The sequence below is a fragment of the Enterococcus gilvus ATCC BAA-350 genome (assembly GCF_000407545.1).
In the GTDB taxonomy this organism is placed as follows: domain Bacteria; phylum Bacillota; class Bacilli; order Lactobacillales; family Enterococcaceae; genus Enterococcus_A; species Enterococcus_A gilvus.
Window position 1 is genome coordinate 2,496,957 of the sequence record NZ_ASWH01000001.1, and the last position, 22,288, is coordinate 2,519,244.

Here is a 22,288-nt window from a genome sequence, read left to right on the forward strand (position 1 = left end):
TTCTTTTGTAAGCTATGAGTAGCTCAAAGAAAGGATGACTGACAAGATGAAGAAGCAAAAAGTTACTAAATCCGTGTACTTTGTTGAAGAAACGCAGAATATCGAAGGCGCGTATGTAGAAGTCAACACACTTTTTGTCGCTGATAATCAAGAACAAGCTACCGCGTTCTATGAAAAATTAGTCAAAGAACAGCCGAAGAAATCATTTGGTCTTTTATTGAACGAGTATATCATCAATGCAGACGGCGGCTTTTTCCGTAATTTATTGCAATCATGGAAAAATCTCCCCTCTGAATTTTATCGTAAAATGCAGATTCTAACGTATCGGCCCATTGCCGAATATCAAAATTAAAAAAGAGGGACATTTCCATTCGGAAATGTCCCTCTTGCTTACATCATTGAAAGTAAAAAAACCGCGGCTAATCCGGTAATCACTGAGATTGCCATTGAACGCGTCTTATACGCGACACCAGCAACCAAGAACATCGCGATTATCCGCACGTTGCCGATCAATTCGAACTGGTTATTGCTGATAAATACGTCCTTAAATACCAAAGCCGCAAACAATGAGATCGGTACATATTTCATCCAATCACTGAACCATTGCGGAACTTGACGCTGCGAAAAATACAGCATCGGAAAAAGTCTGGGTAGGTAAGAAGCGCCAAACAGACAAAGGATCAATAGTAATAAAGAAGTATTACTCATGATGAACCTCCCCGCCCGTCAGATCGTAATGATCCGGTCCGTCATTGTTCGTGTTGGCTGTCTTTCGAATACGCTCGATCAAGTAACCCGTAAAGGAAGCTAACAACGTAGCCAAGATCAGGCCAAACGTATTTTTGAATACCAGCATGAAAACAACAGCTAATCCGCCGGACAACAACCCGGTAGCCAATAGAAGACCATTGCTCAACTGCATCATGAACATAAAGATGAACATTGCCGTCAAAGCAAAATGAACCAATTCGGTATCTACATGGATCACGGAACCAAAAATCGTTCCCACCACTGTACTGGCTGTCCAAGAAGCCATCGAAAACCAATTGACGTATAACGCTTTCTTACGATTCCACTCTGGATCGGTCGAATATTTTAAATAGTTGACTGCATAATTTTCATCATTCATTGACTGTGAGAACAGTGCAATAAAGGATCTTTTTTCTTTTTTAAAAAATTGCGATAAACTGGAACCCAATAACGCATAGCGCAGTTCCAAGAAGAAAACCATTAAGATGGTGGACACAAATGATGCGTGTACACTGATCATAGAGACGACTAAAAATTGTGCGCCTCCTGAAAAAACAAGCATCGAAAGCAAGGCCGTTAAAAAGATGTTAAATCCCGCTTTTTGCAGAAGCATTCCGCAAGCTAAGCCAACAGGAATGTAACTAAAACAAAGCGGCATCGCCGCGTATAACGCCTCTAACCATGGTGTCCTTTTTTTTACAGGCATGGTATGTTCTCAATTCCCCTCATGTTCACAGATAAAAAGCATTTTCATTCTAACATATTCTATCGAAAAAGATAGCACTCCATGACCATCTTACTCCTATCGGTTATTTCCTTCAATTATTCGTAAAAACCCGCTGTCTTCAGTTCATTCCACTGTCTTTTTTTGAAAAACAAACCTTAGACCGAATTATTCATTTTAAAAAAATGAAATCATCTGCTTTTACTAGATAAAAAGAGGAAAGTTTTAAAATTTTCTTATGAAAACTTCATGTAGGTTTTCAGCTATTTCTGTGTATCAGGCCTTTCTTTTCCTTTATTCGAGAAATCTCGCTTACCACTACGCTAGATTTCCCACAAGACCCACTAATCTTCAACGGAGCAGTTTCTCAGCTATCTAACGCAGCGACGAAAGATGATTAACGATTTTCTGAAAAAATGTGGTAAGATAGTCAGCGAAAAGAGTTGAATAGTAGATGAATAATAGTTTTCATGAGAATCGTTCTGTGGGCTTGCTGCTGACTTTTATTGGCGGTATGGTTGATAGTTACACCTATATCCGATACGAAGCGTTCGCCTCTGCTCAGACAGGGAATTTAATTTTGGCGATTATTCAGGCGTATGAACGACAATGGAACATGGTTGGGAAAAAACTGCTTTCCACCCTATTCTTTTTTATTGGTATCCTTTTGGCTAAATTTATGATTGATTATTTTAGAAGAAGAGAACTTCATTTCTGGCGATTGTTCTTGCTGTATTTTGAAGCACTGGTATTTTTCGTCATCAGCTTGTCCTTCTTGCAGCCGCATCCAGCAGTGATCACTGTTATGATCGCATTTACCGCTGCAATCCAATGGATCTCTTTTGATAAAATCAATGGCCTTACTTATACAAATTTATTTACTACAGGGAATCTAAAAGGAGTCGCAACCAATCTTTATGATTATCTGAGTACGAAGGATCAAGGTGCCAAGACGCGGTTCATCCATTTTCTTCTAGTGGTCACAGCATTTATCACCGGAGCGATCGTTTCCGTCTTTTCATACCGCACCTTTGGGACAAATGCCGTTTTGATCATCGCCGGACTATTTCTATATTTAGCGATATCCGAGACCCTCATGGTTTGGCGCTTCCAAAGAGACACGAACATCATGCAAAAAAAATAAACAGCCAAAAGGAGTATGACGACGAAGTCATACTCCTTTTTTCCTGCTTAGTCAGCGGTTATAGCAACGTGTCCCGTTGGGCTAATAAACCACACACGTCACTTTTTCAAAGCTATTACCTGACAAAATCAACCTCGATCTCTCCGTTACTGGTTCTGACCTCTAGTTCTTTCGATCCGCTGTCTCGATTGTCTAGATTAGTTGAAGCATTGCTCGTTTTAGAAATAATTGAAAAGTCTTCTTTTTTCCCAACTACCGTCCCTTCTACTCTTGCGTTGCTGGTTTGAATATCCAGTGACTTAGCGGGGGCTAATTCCTTCAGATCGACCTTTCCATTAGACGTTTGGAACTCTCCTTCATCAAACTTCAGCTCTTCAAGAACTATTTTGCTGTTGCTTGTTTCAAAAGATCCTTCGTTGAAATTCATTCTCTTCAGTTCTAATTTTCCGTTATTTGTCTCAACATCCGCAGAGCGAGCATCGATTTCAGAGAGCGACACCTTGCCGTTAGTAGTTTCCATATCCAGCGTGTGGAGATCCAGATTTTCAGCTGAAATCCCCGCGTTTGATGTTTCAATCTCCAGTTCTTTCAATTGATTTTTCGGAACTTCGATAGTCATCTTTGAATTGCGCTCACCAAAGTTAAAGATACTAAAATTGATGCCGATCGTTTTTCTTCGTTCGACATCCAATGCGCCATTGCTCTCTTTTATTTTGTACTTGACCCCTCTGCTGTTCGTGTAGTTTATTTTCGTTTGATTTCCAGACACACCAACAACAGTAATCGGCATACTGCGATCCTCTACATTCAACTGTTTGACCGTCTTCGTCGTCGTGAAATCCTCAGTACTCATACGATTATGATAAAACATACTACTGATACTTACTAAAGCTGCACCCACCAAAATCAACCCGATAATGATCTTTTTCATTTTTTATACCCCTCACTTGTGCTTTCTTATCCTCATGATAAAGAATTTCCCATTCGTTTACATGGGACAAAAGACTGATTCTTCTTTTATTTGTTTCGATAAAACCCTGCTTTGATCTCGATGAAATCTTGGAACAATTGAAAAAGCTGAAAAAGCATCGCCCGTTCTTCAAAGGCTTGGCGGCTCTCCGGTAATTTCTTTTGCTGGTAACGTTGATCTGCTTCATCGATTTTTTCTAGGATCGCTGCACCGTCATTGTCTTCAGCCAGCGTCTGGGCAGTAAACTCGAACAACTCCCGCAGCTCCTGGACGTCTTCTGCTGCCGCATCCAATCGATTCAAGATTTGCAGCATATCTGAGAGAACCTTTAATTGAAGTCGCCGCATGGCAAAATACTCAAAATAATAGCTGTTTCCAGAAAAAAAGTGATTTTCTTCAAATTCTTGCGCACGCTCTTGTGCCTGACGAACAAACCCTCGCAGCGACAAACACTCTTGCCGCAGCAGTTCTTCTTTTGCTGGCTGATTGAGGTACGCGGACATCTTCTCCAGCATCCGCTTCAGCGATACTTCCACCACAACCTGGTCTTCCTGGATTTTTTTCTCTGTATTGGGCATGTAGAGATTTGCAGCCAGCGCGCAGCTGACGCCGATGATCATCAGCAAGTATTCATTGATGATCAGACTGACAGGCATTTCCCCCGCTGCAAGGTAATGGGTGATCAACACGGAGCTGACCGCTATGCCTTCTGACAACCCTAAGCGGATCGACAGCGGAATAAATACCAACAGATATAAGCCAAAAGTAATCGGATGAAATCCTAAAATCAAAAAACAAGCAGCAGCGATCGCTGTGGCAAGCGTCAAAGAAAATAAGCGATTCAACGCGGTTTTTGCGGTAGATCGCTTGGTATTCGTAACGGTCAAGATAGTTATGATCGCCGCCGAAGACGCGGACTCAAGATTTATTCCTGTTGCTAATAACAGCGCAACGGGAGCCGCCACTGCTGTTTTGATGGTACGTAACCCTATTTTCATCTGCTGCTCCTAACTGTACTTTCATTATGAACGATCGAATCGGTTCGTAAATTAAGCTTACACTAAAGTGGCTTCGGAAAAAAGTCGCAAGTTCATTGATTATCTTGTATAGTAAATACGATGTAAAAATCGCTTTGGCTACTTCTAAAGAAAATACCTCAGATAAGGAGTGGAACTATGGAAAGCTGGCTATTTTTAGGTGTCATTTTATTGATTGCAGTTGTTGCGAAAAATCAAAGTTTAGTGGTTGCGACTCTTGCGATTTTAGTTTTAAAAGGAATCCCTCACTCAGAAAAATTCTTATCCATTTTAAATAAGCAAGGAATTAACTGGGGGGTCACATTAATTTCCGCAACGATCTTAGTGCCGATTGCGACGGGAGATATCGTTTTAAAAGATCTGCTCAACACCCTAAAATCCCCTTTAGGCTGGATCGCGACGATCTGCGGTGTTTTGGTGGCTGTCCTTTCTTCAAAAGGTGTCGGGTTGATCAACCAGTCCCCTGAAGTGACAGTTGCCTTAGTTTTCGGCACGATCATGGGCGTCGTATTCCTAAAGGGAATCGCTGCAGGGCCTGTTATCGCTGCGGGTATTACCTATTGCATCATGCAACTGATCCAAGTCGTCACAAATCATTGACTGCCCTCCCCCTGACTATCTTCGGAGATTCAGGGGGTATTTGTATATCCGAAACATCTCTTGTAAGATAGGATTAATAGATTTATACACTGCTGATCAGAGGGGGTGCCCGCATTGAGAGAAAAATCTAGAGCTGCACGATTGCGCCAAATCGTAAAAATCATCAATCGCTATAGTGTGGTCAAAAATATTACCCAGCAAAAGAATCCCGAAGAGGTGCGTAAAGCCTTTGAGGAATTGGGGCCAACGTTTATCAAGGTTGGTCAAATGATGTCTGTTCGGACGGATATTTTTACGCTGGATTTCACGAAAGAGCTGCGGAAGCTGCAAGACGGTGTAAAAACGGATGATTTTGATTTAGTAAAGGCGCTTGTCGAAAAAGAGCTCGCCCTTCCGCTGACGGAAATCTTTGAACAGTTTGATGAACGCCCCTTCGCTTCTGCTTCTATTGCCCAAGCCCATCATGCTTCTTTGAAAAACGGACAAAAAGTCGTTGTAAAGGTCCAGCATCCTGGAATCGCTTCTGAGATCGAATTGGATCTGTCCCTCTTTGAAAAAGCCATACCGATCGCTAACTGGGTCCCCGAAAGCAAAGTGATCGACTTGAAAAGTATTTTAAGGGAAATTCGCGGCTCCCTGCAAAATGAACTGGACTTTCAAAAGGAACGAAAGTTGGCGGAAGAATTCTATCAGTTGAATAATGGCTGGAAAGAAATTCGAGTGCCAAAAATGGAACCTGCTTATTCCACAAAAAAAATCATCGTAATGGAAATGATGCCCGGCACGAATTTACGAGAACTGATCAATGCGGAAGACGAAAAAATCGTACAAGAGGAACTGACCTATAAGGAATTAAAAAAGACTGTCAGTGAATTATTGATCGAACACTTTATGAAAGAAGTCTTTGAGGATGGGTTCTTCCATGCCGACCCTCATCCAGGCAACCTTTTGTTGCAGGTGATGAGCAAGGAAGAAAATCAAAAGGACCAGCAGCTAAAGACGAGAAAGCATCAAGGAACGGTCGGTCGCACCCCCTATGAGATCCAATTTACAAGAAATGAAAAACTTCGGCCCTTCCGCTTGAATGTGATCGATTTTGGGATGATGGGAACGATCAATCGCGAGATGCAAGCGAAGATGAGCAATACGATCATCGCCATCTACAGCAAGGACAATCAGCGAATCACAAATGCTGTCCATGCGATCTGCAAACAAGTCGGGCCTTTTGATGAGGAAAAGTTCACCTATGAGCTGGATGACTTTCTGAACCGCTACCTGAATTTGCCTGTGAAAGAGATCGATCTGCAAAAAGTCTTCTCGCAAGTCGTCATCATTTGTCACGACAACAACCTTCAAATCGATGATTCCGTGACGATGTTGATCAAAGCCTTCGGTACCCTCGAAGGCGTGATCGAAGACCTCAACCCTGATTTATCTCTATTTGAAGTCGTCGCTCCTTTCGCCCAAAAATATTTCATTCAACAATTGGACCTGAAAGATGAACTGCAAGAAACGGTTCTAGATTATTTGTCCTCATTAAAAGCCTTGCCCAAGCTTCCTAGTCATGCGTTGACTGCGATTGATACGTTGGCCAAAGGAAAAGGAAAGCTGAATCTTGAGCTAAAAAATCAGCGTAACCTATTAGAACGAGCCGAAGCGATGGTCAATCGCCTCGTGATCGGTTTGATCCTTTCTGCATTGGTCATCGGTTCATCCATTCTTGTTCAGACCTCTTCTGGAGGCGACACGCTGATTTCCGATCTGGGGATTTTTGGGTACTCTGTGGCGGCCCTGTCGATCCTGTTTTTAGTTATTGAAAGTTTGTATCGCCGTTATCGAAAATGGAAAGAACGCTAAATAAATCCTTTAAGAAGTGGGCAGAATTCTTGTCACACTTCTTTTTTTTACACAAAAGGAACGCTCCATCATTTTTTTCTTAACCGATAAAAAAAATGAAAAATTGTGTAATTTGTTATTATTCATTCATTTATATTGGTTTATTCTACTGGAAAAAGAATCTTTTACCGCTGCCGTGAGCAAATCTTTTTACTTAAAAGGGTTATCATTTTATTATTTTAGTGTAAACAATTTAAAAATATTGAAGTGAGGAGGTGCGGTATGAGTAAGGTTCTCAAAACCATCTTAATTATTATCTCTCTGGTTTTACTTTCTGTTTTTCTATCCGTTGCAGCAATTTATTACTTTATCGCTTCAAATCCGTTAGACTTCAGCTCATTGCAACAATTCGTTTTAACGAATCAGTACGCTCAGATCTATTTATTCTGGGTAGCAGCAGCTTTAGCCATTGTGACGGTCATCGGTATTTTTGTCATTCTTTTCTATCCAAAGAGAGTCACCAAGTTCAACTTAAAAGAAGATCGTGGACAATTGGCTTTGGATAAGCGGGCAATTGAGGGATATGTTCGGACAAGTATCAAACAGGAAGACTTTATGGACAGTCCCAAAGTCAACGTATCAGCAACAAAAAATAAGATCAGAGTGCACGTTCGTGGGCAGTTGAAGAAAACGTCTGGCTTAGTAGGTAAAACAGATCTCTGGGCTCAGAATGTTGAAACAATGCTTCATGGGTTATTAGGCCCTGAAGAAAAGGTTTCAATTAAAGTTAAAATTCAAGCGCTTGAACCAACACCCGTTGAAACAACAGTGACTCGGCCGCGAGTAGAATAGGAGGAACAGCCATGCAAGAATTTTTGACACGAGACAAATTGCCTGTGATCTTTGGTATCCTCGGTTTTATCTTAGCGGTGCTCTTCTTTACCATCGGCTTTTTTAAAACGATCTTACTTATTGTGATCACAGTCATCGGTGTAGCTCTCGGTACGTATTTAAAGAACAATCATGTTTTAGACGACTATTTAAAGAAATAGGGGCGCACCACACAATCAAAATTGGATAAGCTTTTTCTTTTTGAAAAAGTTCATACATTACTAAACCTAGGAGGAGAAAACAATGGAAAACACAACAATCAAATCAACAGAACCAAAAAAAGAGGTCAAAGGTGAATTAACTTATGAAGACAAAGTAATTCAAAAAATCATTGGTATTGCTTTGGAAAACGTAGACGGACTATTGACCGTAGACGGCGGCTTCTTCTCTAACATCAAAGACAAATTAGTAAACAGCGACGATGTTACTTCTGGTATCAGTACTGAAGTTGGTAAAAAACAAGTTGCTGTTGACATGGATATCGTTGCTGAATACGGCAAGGACATTGACGACATTTACGAACAAATGAAAACATTGATTTCTGAACAAGTCGACAAAATGACTCATTTAGACGTCATCGAAGTAAACGTGAACGTTGTAGACATCAAAACTCGTGAAGAGTATGAAGAAGACAGCGAAACAGTTCAAGATAAAGTAACAAGCGCTGCTCAAACAACTGGTAAATTCGCATCGAAACAAACTAACCGTGCGAAAAGTGCCATTGGCAACCAAACAGACAAAATCAGCGACAACTTAGAATCTGAACCACGCGTCCAATAAACTACTCTTCCCCATCGACTAGCCGAACCTGGCTAGTCTTTTTTGCGAGTTCTACTTCCTGCTTTAGCAGGTTAGTAGAATCGTAGGCGTGGGGACCTGCTTACCATTTTTCGCTTCTTGAAAAATGGTTTCCTTATTTGGAACTAGCTGCGCGTTCTTCTTCCTGCTTTAGCAGGTTAGTAGAATCGTAGGCGGCGTGACCTGCTTGCCATTTTTCGCTTCTTGAAAAATGGGTTCCTTATTTGGAACTAGCTGCGCGTTCTTCTTCCTGCTTTAGCAGGTTAGTAGAATCGTAGGCGGCGTGATTTATCAGATTTTAGTCCTAATCGCGCTAGACAATCCGTTACCTTTCCTCTTCATAAACAAACCCCCCGCCAAGACAAAAAGTGCCTTTGCGGGGGGTTGTTTATATTTCTTGATAGCTTAAAAAGTCGCCGTAGGTCTCTGCTGCTTTCGTGCCTTTGATGATGGCTTGACGAACTGCTTCAACGGCTAAAATCGAGACTGCTTCGAAGCTTGCCTGTATTTGATTTGCGCCTAGCACAAACAATGTATCGCCATCATAAGTAGTATGGGAGGGGCGAATGGCCCGAGCGATCCCATTATGGCTGAGGTCAGCCAATTTATTCATTTTCGCTTTAGGGAACGTCGCATTCGTCATCACACAGCCGATGACCGTATTTCCATCAAATAAGGCCTCTTCCTTTTGATAATAGTCGAGAAATAATTCTTCCGAAAAGCCAATTTTACTCTCACCAGGTTTTCTTGCCCCAGCGATTATCTTGCCGACCTCTTCATCGAACACGTCTCCTACCGCATTGACTGCGATCACAGCGGTTACCCATAACTTGTCGTGACGCATCGTATGAATTCCGATACCGCCCTTCATGGCGTTTTGTACGCCATTGACCGTTCCGACACTGCAGCCGGTGCCCGCACCATGGTTGCCTGCTTGAAAGAGCTGACCGTTAAATGCTTCCTCACAGGCTTTACGTCCCGCTTGATAATCTGGGCGAACATCCGAACGACCGATCCGAAGATCAAAAAGACTCGCGCCAACAACATTGGGAACATAGGTGATCCCCATGTCTCGTCCGATTTTATTTTCTTCTAAAAAATCCACGACGCCCGCATTTGCTGCCAACCCAAAAGCACTGCCGCCAGATAAGGTGACACCATGAACGAACTTCCGATTGTTTTCAGACTTTAGTGCATCTGTATCTCGTGTATTTGGCGAACCGCCACGAACAGAAACGCCCCCAGTTACCCCATCTTCGCACAGAATCACGGTACAGCCGGTCATCGCTTCCGTATCAGTATATTGTCCAATCCGAAAAAACTCTTGATATGCTTCCATCTGATTCCTCCACTTATTTTCTCTAGTGTAGCGTATTCTTAGGGGCAGCTCAATTCCAGTTCGTCTTTAAATAAAAAAAGCCATTTAAAAAATGACTTTTCATAACAGCTTTTATTACAAACGATTGATCACTTCGTCCACATTTTTGATCGTCACAGAGATCGTTCCATCTGGATTGTTGATAAATTCAATCAGCTCAGGGTTGCGGTATACGTCTAACGGTACGATCAATTCAATGCCATTGGAGAGCTTCAACTTTTGTTTGCCGTATTTTTTTTCTGTGATTTCGCGTACTTCTCTTAAAAGCGGGGCCTGATCTACATATCCTTTTTCCACCACTTCTTCTTGGAAGGCCATTTGTGCGGAAACATTGTCTTTGAATACTTTCTGTGCAACGACCTTTGCATCGATCTGGCCGCTTTCTTCTACAATATCGTAGACAGCTTCCTTTACATCCGCGATCACGTCGTGCTTTTGATTTTCAAATTTTTCACCGATTTTTTCGGCTGCTTTTTTGATCACACGTACATTTTCCTCCAGCGAAGGTGCTGGTCGGCTCTCGATGACCTGCGTAGAAAAATAGAGACGCTTTTCACCAGAAAACGGGTATTTTTTTTCAATCAATTCATAACTCAAATTACTCAAATGAACGACGATGCCTTCATCTGCTTTCTGCGATTTGCTGGATAATAATGCCCGGTGAATGATCAGCTCATTCTTCAACCCTGCCTCATCTGAATCGACGAGATGTGTATACCCTTCATGATAATTCACCTTTAAAAAGGCGAGGTATAATTGTGTGTCCTCTTCATATAACACAACAAAGGCATCTGCACTGGGAGCCTCTTCGCTTTCCTTGTACGCTTCATACCAACGAGTCACGATTTTTTCACTCGCGGACAAAAAGTCGTGTTCCGACTGCTGACTCAAAAATGCGAAGGTCGAGTCTTCTGCCAATGTGCCTGTTTTTGTCTGAGCGGAGGAGAGTTTTTGAATCTTCTTCGTCAGATAGTCTCGTATATATTCTTTCGTTAAGTCTAATTCACTCTGGCTGTATATCGGATCACCGGATTCGCGATCGACGATATGAAGTGCTGCTTTTTTTAAATAAATATCCATGGATTCCCTGCTTTCTAAAATTATCGACCAAACCATCATACACAGGAAACAGGGAATTTAGCAACTATTCTTTTTCTAAAAGTTCGCCATCCTTCATTTGATAGATCTTGTCGCTCCATGTCGTCATTCGTTCATCGTGGGTCACCATGACGATCGCTTTGTTCCGCTCATGCGCTTCTTTGGCTAAAAGCTTCACGACATCATAGGCATGATCCGAGTCCAGGCTTGCAGTGGGCTCATCTGCTAAGATCAGCTGCGGATCATTGAACAAGGAACGGGCGATGGCGACCCGTTGGCGCTCACCACCAGACAAGGCTTTGGGGTACTTTTCTCGTAATTCCCAAATATCCAGTGATTTTAGTAATTCTTCGATTTTTGCAGCGTTCTTTTCTTTTTCAATTTTTTCTACTAATTGAAACTGTTCTTTGACCTTTAGAAAAGGGATCAGATTGGCACTTTGCAAAATAAAGCCGGTTTCTTTGAACCGGGCCTTGGAGCGTTCTTTCTCCTTCATTTTCCCAAAATCTGTGCCATTGATCCGGATCGTCCCTTCTGTCGGTGTCTGCAATCCGCCGGCAATCGTCAAAAAAGTACTTTTCCCAGATCCTGACGGGCCGATCACACTGACAAATTCTCCTTCTTCCACATGAAAATCAATTTTTTTCAAAGCGGTCACTTCTGTATGACCTTCACCAAATTTTTTCACGATTTTTTCCATCGTCAATACATCGCTCATTTTATTCTCCTCCAATCGCTGTTACTGGATCGACTTTTGTGACTGTACGCATAGAGAATAATCCTCCAACCATTGCGACTGCGACTAGAATCCCGCTATAGAGTGCCCATTCTTCCCAATGAACGGCAAAGGGCATCGCGCTTGGCAAGACCAAACTCGTCAGCACACTCAGACCAACTGCCGCTGCCACCCCGAGTACTCCGACTAAAAAGGCCTGTGCTAAAAGCGAGCGAACCAAATAGCTTGTTTCCACTCCTTGCGCCTTCATAACACCGAAGATCGCGGTCTTTTGCAATGTAATGACGTACATAAAAATACCAATGATCGCTGCAACTACGACAAATAAAAAATAGATCATCGTATTCAACGTTAATTTTTCTGGGGTATAGCCGGGAATATTTTCAATAAATGTTTCCGGAGTCATTTTATCCAATTTCGTTTGGCCTTCTTTGGTATCGATCGAGGTCGTCCCCTTCGTTGCGATCAAACTGATCGGCTCGCTCTCCATTGGTTGAGAACCATACTTCAACGTTTTGAACATGGACGGACTAAGGTAGATCACAGGCGCCAAGGTGTAGGTCGTCTCCTTTGTCACACCAACGATTTTCACCGTCTGATCATTCACCTTTATCTCCTGATGTAATTTGTAGCCTTCGGACAAAAGATTTTCTGATACGATGGCTTCATTTGTATTTTTGTACAAGCGCCCATCTAAAACTTTTGGGACTACAAATGCGTCACTATCTGTGCCGAAGATCGATACATTGGTTTTATCCCCGCCGCTCTTTTTCTCTACAGCCGTAGAATAGATCCCTATTCCTGCCTTTTCTTTCGCTGTCACACGCTCCGTATCTTTTGCTTGCAGTTGTGACGCGTTGGCGATTTTATTGCTGTCTTCTGATAAGATAATTGCCGACGCCCCCCAATCATCGATCGCTGTCCGATTGCCGTCTGCTAAGCCATTTGCCAAACCTGACAGCATGAACACCACATATGCAACTAGGATCATAATACCGACGATCAGGCCATATCTTAATTTCGCATAACGAATTTCTTTCCAAGCTAAAAACATCTCACTCACCCTTTCTGATGAAAGAATACGCCCAAAGTGACAAAATGTCACCGATTTTGCTTCTGTGCTATACTAATTAAAAAGACACGACTTTTTCCGAGATGAGGTGAGCGCATGCCGAAAAAAACTTTTCTAAATTTATCAGAGGTGCGGCAAGCAGAAATCCGCGATCTATTGGTGACGATTTTTTACGAGAAACCTGTCAGTCAGGTGAAAGTAAGTGACATCGTGGAGGCATTGCAAATGTCGCGAGGGATTTTTTATAAATACTTTGAGGATTTAAACGATGCTTACGATTATTTGATTCATTATTACGCAGGACAGATCCACGGGGAGATCATTGATCACATGACCCAGCAAGAGGGCGATTTCTTTCAAGGGATCGAAAATTTTTTAGTGCTTTACGTGGAGCTGGATCACGCTTCTGCACGTTACCGTCAATTGGTTCTCTTGGCACAAAACAGCTATCTGTTTTCCTATCGGCCAGAAACAGACCACGGAATAGACGCGTGGAAAGAGCTTCTAGAACAAAATGATTTCGCGATGCCGACATTGGAGGAGCAAGTAAGTTTTCTCTATTTTTCCATGAAGCTAGTGATCGATTCTTTGACGGATATGTTGGCGAACCATTGGGGAAGAGAAGAATTACTGCAAGATTTCCGTTATAAAACACATTGGTTGACGAAGGGCATAAAAAGACGCTGAAGCGAACTTCAGCGTCTTTGTTTTAGTAATACTGATGATTTTTTTCTTGTTGCTGCTGCTTGAGTAATTCCATAAACTCCGCTTTAGCCATTTGCTTGATCGTGTCGCTGCCATGCTTGCGAACGGCGAAGGTCCCCTCTGACAATTCTTTGTCTCCGATCACTAAGCTGTAAGGAATTTTTCGCAATTCTGCCTCACGGATCTTCTTGCCTAGTTTTACATTTCGCAGATCCTTTTCGACACGAATTCCTGCGGCATGAAATTCTTGGAACAAGGCTTCAACGCCGGCCTCATGCGGCTGTGCAACATTGATCAGCGCTACTTGTTTCGGTGCTAACCAAAATGGGAACGCGCCTGCATAATGTTCGATCAAAATCCCAAGGAAGCGATCCAATGAACCGAAGACTGCCCGATGGATCATCACGGGTTGTGCTTCTTGGTTCGTTTCATCCACATACGTCAGGTCAAATTTCTCTGGCATCTGGAAATCCAATTGAACCGTGGCACATTGATGGCTGCGATTCAACGCATCCTTGATGTGGATGTCGATCTTCGGTCCGTAAAAGGCCCCATCGCCTTCATTGATATTGTATTTATACCCAAGATCCGTCAACACTTTTCCAAGGGACGCTTCGGCTTCATCCCACAGTTCGATCTCACCCATAAAGTCATCTGGCCGCGTCGACAGCTCGACTCCGTACTCAAAGCCGAAAATCTTATAAACTTCATCAATGATTTTTAACGCCAAAGCGATCTCCTGCTCGATTTGATCACGTCTGACAAAAATATGTGCGTCATCCTGACAGAAGGTTCGGACACGCAACAGGCCATTCAATGCCCCGCTGAATTCGTGACGGTGGACTTGACCAAATTCCGCCATGCGCATCGGCAGGTCGCGGTAAGACCGCTTACGGTCCTTGTAGATCAAGCAATGTCCCGGACAGTTCATCGGTTTTAAGGCGTAATCCTCATTGGCTACCTTCGTGAAATACATATTATTCTTATAATGATCCCAGTGACCGGAACGCTCCCATAAGCGCTGATTCAAGATCAAAGGCGTTTTGACTTCCTTGTAATCGTATTTTGCTTGCAATTCTCGCAAGAATTTTTGCAGCTCATTCCGAATGGTCAAGCCATTCTCCAAATAAAAAGGCATGCCAGGTGCTTCTTCAGAGAACATAAATAAATCGAGTTCTTTTCCAAGTTTCTGATGGCTGCGTTTTTCCGATTCTTCTAAATAGTCTAAATGCGCCAAGAGCTGTGCTTTTTCAGCAAAGACTACCCCCATGACCCGCTGCAGCATTTCTTTTTCCGGATCTCCTTGCCAGTAGGCACCAGAGACCTTTAGCAATGAGAAGTATTCAGCCGTCGCTACTTCCAGCGCCATCGGTTCAAGGAAAAACTCGGTGACATCGCCGAAGGAATACACAAAAACAGGCTGGTCAGCAGGCATTTCAGCCAACGCAAACAATTTTAACTCGTTGTCTTTAAAGACTTCTTTCGCTTCGGATACAGGTAGAATGGCACTTTCGATCTTGGCATCCGTTTTTAATTTCTTTTTGATATGGTGCTCCAGATCCTTCAAGATCAGAGCACTTAATGGTTGATCCACTCGCAGATCGACCCAGATCGTCTGATCCTCCCGTTGCGATTTTGCAAATAGGGCTTCGGGATAGTGCGCCTTGATTGCTTCTTGCAGCAGCAGACTGACTAACTGGCATATTGCCGTAGTTCCTTCTGGAGAGGAGCAATCATAAAAAGCGATCTCCGCATTGTCTTTCACTGGAGTTGATAAGTCAACAAGCTCGCCATCGATACTGCCAATGACTGCACGTTCCATCCATTGATTTTTTATCTCAAACAATGTGGTGTTTTTTGCCACCTTTTGTTTGCTTCCATTTGGTAAAACAATTTCGATTTCTTTTGACATTCAACTCAACTCCGATCCGCTTTTTCAATAACAATTTATAGTGCGTCCCTTTTCTTACTAATTTTAACAAAAGGCGTGAAGGGTTTTCAATAAAAAAACGTCCCTATAAATAGGGACGTGAATAAACGTGTTACCACCCAAGTTCCCGAAAAGTATGGACTCTCCGGCTCATGAGATAGATAACGGCTATCTGCCGGACCGTGTTACGGTCACTCAAAGGGAGTAATCTTGTTTTCGCCATCAGAAGCTCCCAGCCATGGCTTCTTTCTCTGAGGATGTTCTGAAAAAAGATCGTGTCCTTCTCACTGCATTCTACTATTGATTAAAGCATAGGCGTACAAAAAAAGTTTGTCAACGCTTTTCTCTTTTAGAATCATTCATTTGATTTCAGTGCATCGATCATATTGATATGACGCAGACGGAAATGGGTCGCGACCATGACGATCACGGAGAAGAGGATCGTCAATCCGCCGGAAAGAAGGTACGCACCATAACCGATGACCGGCGGGAACGTGATCGTTTCCATCGAAGCCTGATCCAAAATAAATTTGGTCAAAACAATTCCGAGGCCATAGCCAAATAAAATTCCTAAAATCGTAAACACAAAATTCTCACGGAAAATATACGATGTGACCTCACGATCATAAAAGCCTAGTACCTTGATCGTAGACAGTTCTCTGACCCGTTCAGACACATTGATATTGGTTAAATTATATAACACGATGAACGCTAGTAGACCGGATAGAACGACGAAGATCCATACGATCCCGTCAAGATTGCTCATTGATTGCTCCTGTGTCTCAATCTGCGTAGAGATGAATGAGGTATTGGTCACCTGGTCTGAGCGCAGCAAGGTTTCCGACAAGCTTCTTTCTTCCGCCTTTGTCAGCGGTTCATTTTTCAACAAAAAACTATTGGCGGCAAACGCTTTTCCTCGCGCCTGTTGATAATACTCTTTTGAAACATACAAAAAGTTTCCTAAATAATTGTCCGCAATAGCCGCGATCTTCACCTTGAAGGTCTGCTGATCGTCATCATACACGGTCAGGCTATCCCCTTTTTTCAAGTCAAATGATTCTGCCATTTTTTGAGTGATCACCGCACCCTCTTTCGGCAGGGTGAAGGGAGTTCCAGCCTCTTTCAGATGAAGGTAGTCTTTAAATGCTTCACGATTTTCTGGCACCATCATCGTGAGTTTTTGAGTGGCTTGCCCTTTTCGTTTCAATTCGATCGTTTCGTTCAGCGTCGCTAGTTCGCTTTTTACTTTTTTGTTGTCTGATAGAAGCTGTTTCACTTCGTCTTTAGGCGCCTCTTCTTTTAAGGTAACGATCGCATCGTAATCAATGATGGGGCCAAACTGCTTATCGCCCACCGAGCTCAAGGAGTCCTTCAGACCAACGCCCGCGACCATCAATGCTGCGCAGCCGGCGATTCCGATCACCGCCATGATCATTCGAGATTTATAGCGAAAAAGATTTCGATAGCTTACTTTTGAGTTAAAGCTCATTCGAGACCAGATCGGCGTGATCCGTTCCAAGAAAATCCGTTTCCCTGGTTTCGGGGCTTTAGGCTGTAATAGCTTCGCAGGTTTTTCATGCAATTCTTTCATTAGAACAAGCAGTGCCGCTCCTAAACTGGCGATCAAAAAGGCGATCGTTGCTTGGATGATCGGGCGCGGCAGATAGAAAACGTCTACGCCCGGGAAATTATACCGATCACTTGAAAGGTCAAAAACCAGACGCGGCAACGTGTGGATACCGACCACACTGCCTAAAGCGATCCCAATCGTGGCGGCGGACAGCGCGTAAATAATGTATTTGATGGAAATCTCCGAACGTGAATACCCCAACGCCTTCAATGTCCCGATCTCTCTTCGATTTTCTTCTACCATTCGTGTCATGGTAGTGAAGGTGATCAACGCAGCAATAAAGAAGAAAAATACCGGGAACACATTGGCAATGGCTGCGATCCGTTCAGAAAGGTCGCCGTATTCCTGAAATCCGGGATTATCTGACCGCTGCTCGTAGGAATAGCTCGGTGTCGTCAGTTCAGCCAGCTCTTTTTCACTGTCAGAAATTTTTTGCTGTGCAGAAAGTAATTGCCCGCGATTGTCGTTAAGTTCCTTTTGACGCGTCTCGAGTTCTGCTTGTGCTTGAGCCAGTTGAGGTGTCTCACCGGGCATCATCGCCCGTTGCTGCTCTAGTTGTCCTTTGGCTTGATCCAGTTCCCTTTGACCGGCGTCGAGCCTTTCCAGATTCTCCGCCACTTCTGCTTTGCGCGGAAGCAATTCCTTTTCGGCAGCTGCTTTTATTTCCGCAGCACGTTTTTCTGGACGGTCTGCAAAGAGCTTCTCTACCTTTTCAATGTTTTTATCCATCGTGTTTTCGTAGCTTTTGCCGTAGGTCTCTTTTTCTTGGACATTCGCAAAGGAGACATAGAGTACCGATTTTATAGCACTTGAAAAATTCTTCTCAGGCACGTAGGCAAAAAAATCCACGCTTCCGTTCCCGACATTGGAAAGGCCCCGTTCTTCGGTACTGACATAAATGGGCGATTGGACAAAGCCGACGATTTTGAACGTTTTTCGTTTTAATTGATCCGGTTGGTCGATCTGATACGTTTGGTTCAACCGGTAGCCTTCTTCTTTGGCCTTTTCATCCAAAACGATCTCATTTTCCTTTTTCGGCAAATGACCGGACTTTACCTGTAACTGGTTTTGTTTGTTTTCTTCATTATATGAATACAATTTCACCACTTGATTTTTCTTACTATCTGCATAAAAGAGCTGGTGACCACTCTCAACTTTGGCGTCGGGGATCTTTTCTGCCAGCTTGATATCCTCTGCTGTCAAACCGCCCGTAGAAACAATTTGCAGATTTGATAAGTCTTGTTTATCGACATAGCGACTCGCCGAATGATTCAAGATCGGTCCTGTCGCTTTGATTCCTACATATAACAATGTTCCTAATAAAATAATTAAAACGATCGCAATGAAGCGTCCCTTTGAATAAAGGATCTCGCGTAAGCTTGCTTTTAAATAGGTCTTATTTTTCATGTCTGCACTCCCGTTTTTTCATCCCTCTCATTCTAACACAAAACGTTTTCATCTTTGGTGCGTAAAATTCTAAAGGAACACGATAAAAAACGAAGCGCTCGTCGACACACGCTTCGTTTTTTATCGTAGGTAGCTTATTGATTAGTTTTTGAATGAGTGGATCGGTGCCGGGATACGACCGCCGCGAGCGATGAAATCTGTCGAACCTGCTTCGTTTACTGCCATAACAGGTGCTCGTCCAAGCAGTCCGCCAAATTCAACCATTTCCCCAATGTTCTTCCCTTTGGCTGGAATGATTCGAACAGCCGTGGTCTTATGATTGATCACACCGATCGCTGCTTCATCAGCGATCATTGCTGCGATCGTACTCGCTGGTGTCTCTCCAGGAATTGCGATCATATCCAAGCCTACCGAACAAATAGCTGTCATTGCTTCCAGCTTTTCGATCGTCAATGAGCCGTTGTTGACTGCATCGATCATTCCGGCATCCTCTGAAACAGGGATGAAAGCGCCGGATAGTCCACCTACGTGATTGCAGGCCATGACGCCGCCTTTTTTCACCGCATCGTTCAATAACGCTAATGCCGCAGTCGTTCCGTGGGTACCGACTGTTTCTAAGCCCATTTCTTCCAATACGTGAGCAACTGAATCCCCCACGGCCGGTGTCGGTGCTAAAGATAGATCCACGATTCCAAACGGAACATCTAACCGTTCAGAAGCGATTTTTCCAACCATTTGTCCCATACGCGTAATCTTGAAGGCTGTCTGCTTCACCGTCTCAGCCACCACATCAAAGGATTCGCCTTTCACTTTTTCCAATGCCCGTTTCACCACACCCGGTCCGCTGACCCCAACGTTGATGACGCAATCTGCTTCACCGACGCCATGGAAAGCCCCCGCCATGAAAGGATTGTCTTCTACTGCATTGGCAAAGATCACTAATTTGGCACAGCCTAAGTCAGAAGCTGCCGCTGTTTCTTTGACGATTCGTCCTGTATGAGCAACGGCATCCATGTTGATCCCCGCTCTGGTAGAACCGATATTGACAGAAGCACACACAAAGTCTGTCTCTGCTAATGCTTGAGGAATGGAGTCTATCAAGATTTTATCTCCGTGCTGATAGCCCTTTTCCACTAAAGCAGAGAAGCCCCCCAAAAAGTTCACGCCTACAGCCTTCGCCGCCTTATCCAGCGTCTTCGCAAATTTCACGTAATCTGTATCCGGAGTCGCTGCAGCGATGATCCCGATCGGTGTCACAGAGATCCGCTTGTTGATGATGGGAATCCCGTACTCCGCTTCGATCGCCTCGCCGACTTTCACAAGATCCTTTGCTTTTGTTGTGATTTTTTGATAAATCCTTTCACAGGCACGATCGCTGTCGCTATCGATACAGTCTAGTAAAGAAATCCCCATAGTGATCGTCCGTATGTCCAGATTTTCTTCTTCGATCATTCGAATCGTTTCCAGTATTTGATTGGTCTCCACAAAGAGCCCTCCTTATAATTTATGCATCGTGTCAAAAATTTCTTGATTTTGAATACTGATTTTCACACCTAATGTTGTCCCTAATTCATGAAGCTGCTCTCGCGCCCCTTCAAAATCTTTTTCAGCATTGGTCAAATCGACTAACATCATCATTGTAAAAAAATCACCCATGATCGTTTGAGATACATCAAGGATATTGATCTTTTGTTCCGCTAATTTTTGACTGACACCCGCGATGATGCCCACCTTGTCTTTCCCAATAACTGTTACTACGCCACGCATATGCATAACTCCCTTCAGATAATTGTTTCTCATTATAGCACAGCGATGACAAAACGATTAGAAAATTATGAATACAATCAGATTTTTTTACCATAATGTTCGTGTTTTACACATTCGCTTCGGACTTCCTATCGAAAGGGTAGGATCGTACGCGTGGGAAGACCCAGAGATTCGACGCTCTTGGTCAATGATCGATACAATGTATACGCCCGCCGCTTTTCTCCTTTACTTCTATCGGAGGCAGCATTATGCTGATAAAAAAAGGAGGCTTTTTAATGGAACTTTTTGAAATGATGATCCATCATTCATCCGTTCGATCATTTACCGAAGAAACAGTGTCGCAACCGTTGAAAGAACAATTGCTCTTAGCCGCGCAAAGCGCCAGCAGCTCGAATTTTTTACAGGCCTTCTCTATCATTGAGATCACGGACCCTGAGAAAAGAAAAGCGATCGAGGAAATCGCAAATTTCCCCGTCGATAATGGAACTAACGGCAGCTTGTCTATTTTTGTCGCTGATTTGAACAAACACGCCCAGGTTTTAGCCCGTCACAACGACGCTACGGAGCACCTGCGAACGATGGAATCGCTAGTTGTCGCGATTGTTGACGCAACATTGGCGGCACAGTCGATGGCTGTGTATGCGGAATCCGTTGGTTTAGGTATCTGCTATGTAGGAGGCATCCGAAACGCCTTGTTCGATATCAAAGAATTGCTGGAGCTGCCTGAATTGACCTACCCCGTCTTCGGGATGTTCATTGGCTACCCTGCTGCAAAAAACGAGGTCAAGCCCCGGATGCCGATTTCTGCGATGCTTGGAACCAACACGTATCGTACAATGACACCGGAGTTGATCGACGCCTATGATAAAACGATGACTGCTTACTATCAAGCACGTCGGACGAATACGCAGGAAAGCAATTGGTCAGACAAAGTACGCCAACACTTCGGCTCCCCGAGACGCGCGGATACCATGGACTTCCTAAAAAAACAAGGCTTCGTTTTTTAAACGAAACCTTGTTTTTTACTCTGCTGGAAGGATCGCAAGTGCGCGAACGTTGAATCCGGGAGCGTCTTTGACTTTTGGTACACCGATGGAGATCGCACCGCCAACTGGAGGAAGCTCTGTCAGACGGTTCAACACTTCGACTTGGAACTTGTCCTGTTTCAGCCAATAAAGCTCGCCGATCAGGCCGCCATTCTTTTTGCAGTCCATCGCGGAATCCGTATCCAATGTTTCATGCCCGATCGCCGTTACTTGCCGTTCTTCATGCAAGAATTTCAGCGCGTCCAATGACCAGCCCGGCGTATGTGCCTGCCCCTCCGAATCTAGATTGTAAAAGGCGTCGACCTTTTTCCAACGCTTCGACCAGCCGCTGGCAAAAGCGACAAAGCTTTCTGCTGGAATCTTTCCAAAGGCGGCTTCAAAGGAAAGGATATCTTCAACTGTCAAAGAATAATCAGGATTTTCTTCGACTTCTTTTTCTTTATTGATGACGATTAGAGGCAGCAAGAAATCTTTGATCGCCAACTGATCGACAGATTGTCGATGTTCAACAAAATGGACAGGGGCATCGATGTGCGTCCCGTATTGGGTAACAAGCTGGTACTCTTTCGCAAAAAAACCATCTTCCTTCACTGTGACCAATGTTTTTTCCTGCATCGGTTGGAAGGATTGAAAATAAGGGATCTCTCCAGAAATGCTGTGGCTCAAGTCGACCCATCGTTGCTCTTTTAAAAAGGCAATACTCTCTGTGATCTGGCTCATACTATTCCTCCTCGTTATCGTTCTCATTGTATTTTAACGATACCGATAA

Annotated in this window: 22 protein-coding genes; 9 read left to right on the forward strand and 13 right to left on the reverse strand. The window is 43.5% G+C overall.

Annotation, left to right across the window (positions count from 1 at the left end; translation table 11 throughout):
• Positions 1 to 46 precede the first annotated feature (46 nt).
• The gene (locus I592_RS12440) at positions 47 to 352 is read left to right on the forward strand and encodes a hypothetical protein (protein ID WP_010779850.1); all 306 of its coding nucleotides are present in this window, start codon (positions 47 to 49) and stop codon (positions 350 to 352) included.
• A gap of 38 nt (positions 353 to 390) precedes the next feature.
• On the opposite strand, the gene I592_RS12445 is transcribed toward I592_RS12440, so the two are convergent.
• Both I592_RS12445 and I592_RS12450 read right to left on the reverse strand, forming a co-directional pair.
• Positions 391 to 708 (reverse strand): AzlD domain-containing protein, encoded by a 318-nt coding sequence (locus tag I592_RS12445; RefSeq protein ID WP_010779849.1) that lies wholly within the window; start codon positions 706 to 708, stop codon positions 391 to 393.
• Positions 701 to 1,456 (reverse strand): AzlC family ABC transporter permease, encoded by a 756-nt coding sequence (locus tag I592_RS12450; RefSeq protein ID WP_010779848.1) that lies wholly within the window; start codon positions 1,454 to 1,456, stop codon positions 701 to 703. Before I592_RS12450 ends, I592_RS12445 begins: the two co-directional genes overlap by 8 nt.
• A 472-nt stretch (positions 1,457 to 1,928) precedes the next feature.
• On the opposite strand from I592_RS12450, the gene I592_RS12455 reads away from it, so the two are divergent.
• Positions 1,929 to 2,618, forward strand: a complete 690-nt coding sequence (locus I592_RS12455) for a YoaK family protein (RefSeq protein WP_010779847.1) — start codon at positions 1,929 to 1,931, stop codon at positions 2,616 to 2,618.
• A 115-nt stretch (positions 2,619 to 2,733) separates the two neighbouring features.
• Here the strand turns inward: I592_RS12455 and I592_RS12460 are convergent, their stop codons facing one another.
• Together I592_RS12460 and I592_RS12465 are read right to left on the reverse strand one after the other, a co-directional pair.
• On the reverse strand, positions 2,734 to 3,549 hold the full coding sequence (locus tag I592_RS12460; protein ID WP_010779846.1) for a DUF4097 family beta strand repeat-containing protein: 816 nt from the start codon (positions 3,547 to 3,549) through the stop codon (positions 2,734 to 2,736).
• Between the two features lie 86 nt (positions 3,550 to 3,635).
• On the reverse strand, positions 3,636 to 4,586 hold the full coding sequence (locus I592_RS12465; protein ID WP_010779845.1) for an aromatic acid exporter family protein: 951 nt from the start codon (positions 4,584 to 4,586) through the stop codon (positions 3,636 to 3,638).
• A 177-nt stretch (positions 4,587 to 4,763) separates the two neighbouring features.
• On the opposite strand from I592_RS12465, the gene I592_RS12470 reads away from it, so the two are divergent.
• From I592_RS12470 to I592_RS12490, 5 genes are all read left to right on the forward strand, one after another.
• Positions 4,764 to 5,225, forward strand: coding sequence for a DUF441 domain-containing protein (locus I592_RS12470; protein ID WP_010779844.1), 462 nt, complete (start codon positions 4,764 to 4,766; stop codon positions 5,223 to 5,225).
• 114 nt (positions 5,226 to 5,339) lie between these two features.
• The gene (locus I592_RS12475) at positions 5,340 to 7,082 is read left to right on the forward strand and encodes an ABC1 kinase family protein (RefSeq protein ID WP_010779843.1); all 1,743 of its coding nucleotides are present in this window, start codon (positions 5,340 to 5,342) and stop codon (positions 7,080 to 7,082) included.
• Positions 7,083 to 7,343: 261 nt separating this feature from the next.
• A complete protein-coding gene (gene amaP / locus I592_RS12480; RefSeq protein ID WP_010779842.1) occupies positions 7,344 to 7,913 on the forward strand; it encodes an alkaline shock response membrane anchor protein AmaP in 570 nt (189 codons plus the stop codon).
• 11 nt (positions 7,914 to 7,924) lie between these two features.
• A complete protein-coding gene (locus tag I592_RS12485) occupies positions 7,925 to 8,113 on the forward strand; it encodes a DUF2273 domain-containing protein (protein WP_010779841.1) in 189 nt (62 codons plus the stop codon).
• Between the two features lie 82 nt (positions 8,114 to 8,195).
• Positions 8,196 to 8,732 (forward strand): Asp23/Gls24 family envelope stress response protein, encoded by a 537-nt coding sequence (locus tag I592_RS12490; protein ID WP_010779840.1) that lies wholly within the window; start codon positions 8,196 to 8,198, stop codon positions 8,730 to 8,732.
• 406 nt (positions 8,733 to 9,138) lie between these two features.
• Here the strand turns inward: I592_RS12490 and I592_RS12495 are convergent, their stop codons facing one another.
• The 4 genes from I592_RS12495 to I592_RS12510 all read right to left on the reverse strand — a co-directional run bounded on the left by I592_RS12495 (position 9,139) and on the right by I592_RS12510 (position 13,016).
• Positions 9,139 to 10,089: a P1 family peptidase gene (locus tag I592_RS12495; RefSeq protein ID WP_010779839.1), complete on the reverse strand. Its 951-nt coding sequence runs from the start codon at positions 10,087 to 10,089 to the stop codon at positions 9,139 to 9,141.
• A gap of 114 nt (positions 10,090 to 10,203) precedes the next feature.
• Positions 10,204 to 11,208: a nucleoid-associated protein gene (locus I592_RS12500; protein ID WP_010779838.1), complete on the reverse strand. Its 1,005-nt coding sequence runs from the start codon at positions 11,206 to 11,208 to the stop codon at positions 10,204 to 10,206.
• Positions 11,209 to 11,272: 64 nt separating this feature from the next.
• Entirely contained in the window at positions 11,273 to 11,944 is a 672-nt protein-coding gene (locus tag I592_RS12505) for an ABC transporter ATP-binding protein (protein WP_010779837.1), read from the reverse strand.
• Position 11,945: 1 nt separating this feature from the next.
• On the reverse strand, positions 11,946 to 13,016 hold the full coding sequence (locus I592_RS12510) for an ABC transporter permease (RefSeq protein WP_010779836.1): 1,071 nt from the start codon (positions 13,014 to 13,016) through the stop codon (positions 11,946 to 11,948).
• A 114-nt stretch (positions 13,017 to 13,130) separates the two neighbouring features.
• Between I592_RS12510 and I592_RS12515 the strand changes: the two genes are divergently transcribed.
• Positions 13,131 to 13,721: a TetR/AcrR family transcriptional regulator gene (locus tag I592_RS12515; RefSeq protein ID WP_010779835.1), complete on the forward strand. Its 591-nt coding sequence runs from the start codon at positions 13,131 to 13,133 to the stop codon at positions 13,719 to 13,721.
• A gap of 22 nt (positions 13,722 to 13,743) precedes the next feature.
• Here I592_RS12515 and thrS read toward each other — a convergent pair whose 3' ends face one another.
• The 4 genes from thrS to I592_RS12535 all read right to left on the reverse strand — a co-directional run bounded on the left by thrS (position 13,744) and on the right by I592_RS12535 (position 20,473).
• Positions 13,744 to 15,651, reverse strand: a complete 1,908-nt coding sequence (thrS, locus tag I592_RS12520) for a threonine--tRNA ligase (protein WP_010779834.1) — start codon at positions 15,649 to 15,651, stop codon at positions 13,744 to 13,746.
• A 373-nt stretch (positions 15,652 to 16,024) separates the two neighbouring features.
• Positions 16,025 to 18,706, reverse strand: coding sequence for an ABC transporter permease (locus tag I592_RS12525; protein ID WP_010779833.1), 2,682 nt, complete (start codon positions 18,704 to 18,706; stop codon positions 16,025 to 16,027).
• 141 nt (positions 18,707 to 18,847) lie between these two features.
• The gene (locus I592_RS12530; RefSeq protein ID WP_010779832.1) at positions 18,848 to 20,191 is read right to left on the reverse strand and encodes a PFL family protein; all 1,344 of its coding nucleotides are present in this window, start codon (positions 20,189 to 20,191) and stop codon (positions 18,848 to 18,850) included.
• Between the two features lie 12 nt (positions 20,192 to 20,203).
• Positions 20,204 to 20,473, reverse strand: a complete 270-nt coding sequence (locus I592_RS12535) for an ACT domain-containing protein (RefSeq protein WP_010779831.1) — start codon at positions 20,471 to 20,473, stop codon at positions 20,204 to 20,206.
• 275 nt (positions 20,474 to 20,748) lie between these two features.
• Here I592_RS12535 and I592_RS12540 point away from each other — a divergent pair, with 275 nt between their 5' ends.
• The gene (locus tag I592_RS12540; RefSeq protein ID WP_010779830.1) at positions 20,749 to 21,480 is read left to right on the forward strand and encodes an NADPH-dependent oxidoreductase; all 732 of its coding nucleotides are present in this window, start codon (positions 20,749 to 20,751) and stop codon (positions 21,478 to 21,480) included.
• 15 nt (positions 21,481 to 21,495) lie between these two features.
• On the opposite strand, the gene I592_RS12545 is transcribed toward I592_RS12540, so the two are convergent.
• Complete coding sequence (locus I592_RS12545; RefSeq protein WP_010779829.1) at positions 21,496 to 22,239, reverse strand: cyclase family protein; 744 nt, start codon at positions 22,237 to 22,239, stop codon at positions 21,496 to 21,498.
• Positions 22,240 to 22,288 lie beyond the last annotated feature (49 nt).

Bases quoted from the DNA above. Each gene is read 5' to 3' on its own strand.
- I592_RS12440 (WP_010779850.1), top strand. From the start codon at position 47: ATGAAGAAGCAAAAAGTTACTAAATCCGTGTACTTTGTTGAAGAAACG.
- I592_RS12445 (WP_010779849.1), bottom strand. From the start codon at position 708: ATGAGTAATACTTCTTTATTACTATTGATCCTTTGTCTGTTTGGCGCT.
- I592_RS12450 (WP_010779848.1), bottom strand. From the start codon at position 1,456: ATGCCTGTAAAAAAAAGGACACCATGGTTAGAGGCGTTATACGCGGCG.
- I592_RS12455 (WP_010779847.1), top strand. From the start codon at position 1,929: ATGAATAATAGTTTTCATGAGAATCGTTCTGTGGGCTTGCTGCTGACT.
- I592_RS12460 (WP_010779846.1), bottom strand. From the start codon at position 3,549: ATGAAAAAGATCATTATCGGGTTGATTTTGGTGGGTGCAGCTTTAGTA.
- I592_RS12465 (WP_010779845.1), bottom strand. From the start codon at position 4,586: ATGAAAATAGGGTTACGTACCATCAAAACAGCAGTGGCGGCTCCCGTT.
- I592_RS12470 (WP_010779844.1), top strand. From the start codon at position 4,764: ATGGAAAGCTGGCTATTTTTAGGTGTCATTTTATTGATTGCAGTTGTT.
- amaP (WP_010779842.1), top strand. From the start codon at position 7,344: ATGAGTAAGGTTCTCAAAACCATCTTAATTATTATCTCTCTGGTTTTA.
- I592_RS12485 (WP_010779841.1), top strand. From the start codon at position 7,925: ATGCAAGAATTTTTGACACGAGACAAATTGCCTGTGATCTTTGGTATC.
- I592_RS12490 (WP_010779840.1), top strand. From the start codon at position 8,196: ATGGAAAACACAACAATCAAATCAACAGAACCAAAAAAAGAGGTCAAA.
- I592_RS12495 (WP_010779839.1), bottom strand. From the start codon at position 10,089: ATGGAAGCATATCAAGAGTTTTTTCGGATTGGACAATATACTGATACG.
- I592_RS12500 (WP_010779838.1), bottom strand. From the start codon at position 11,208: ATGGATATTTATTTAAAAAAAGCAGCACTTCATATCGTCGATCGCGAA.
- I592_RS12505 (WP_010779837.1), bottom strand. From the start codon at position 11,944: ATGAGCGATGTATTGACGATGGAAAAAATCGTGAAAAAATTTGGTGAA.
- I592_RS12510 (WP_010779836.1), bottom strand. From the start codon at position 13,016: ATGTTTTTAGCTTGGAAAGAAATTCGTTATGCGAAATTAAGATATGGC.
- I592_RS12515 (WP_010779835.1), top strand. From the start codon at position 13,131: ATGCCGAAAAAAACTTTTCTAAATTTATCAGAGGTGCGGCAAGCAGAA.
- thrS (WP_010779834.1), bottom strand. From the start codon at position 15,651: ATGTCAAAAGAAATCGAAATTGTTTTACCAAATGGAAGCAAACAAAAG.
- I592_RS12525 (WP_010779833.1), bottom strand. From the start codon at position 18,706: ATGAAAAATAAGACCTATTTAAAAGCAAGCTTACGCGAGATCCTTTAT.
- I592_RS12535 (WP_010779831.1), bottom strand. From the start codon at position 20,473: ATGCGTGGCGTAGTAACAGTTATTGGGAAAGACAAGGTGGGCATCATC.
- I592_RS12540 (WP_010779830.1), top strand. From the start codon at position 20,749: ATGGAACTTTTTGAAATGATGATCCATCATTCATCCGTTCGATCATTT.
- I592_RS12545 (WP_010779829.1), bottom strand. From the start codon at position 22,239: ATGAGCCAGATCACAGAGAGTATTGCCTTTTTAAAAGAGCAACGATGG.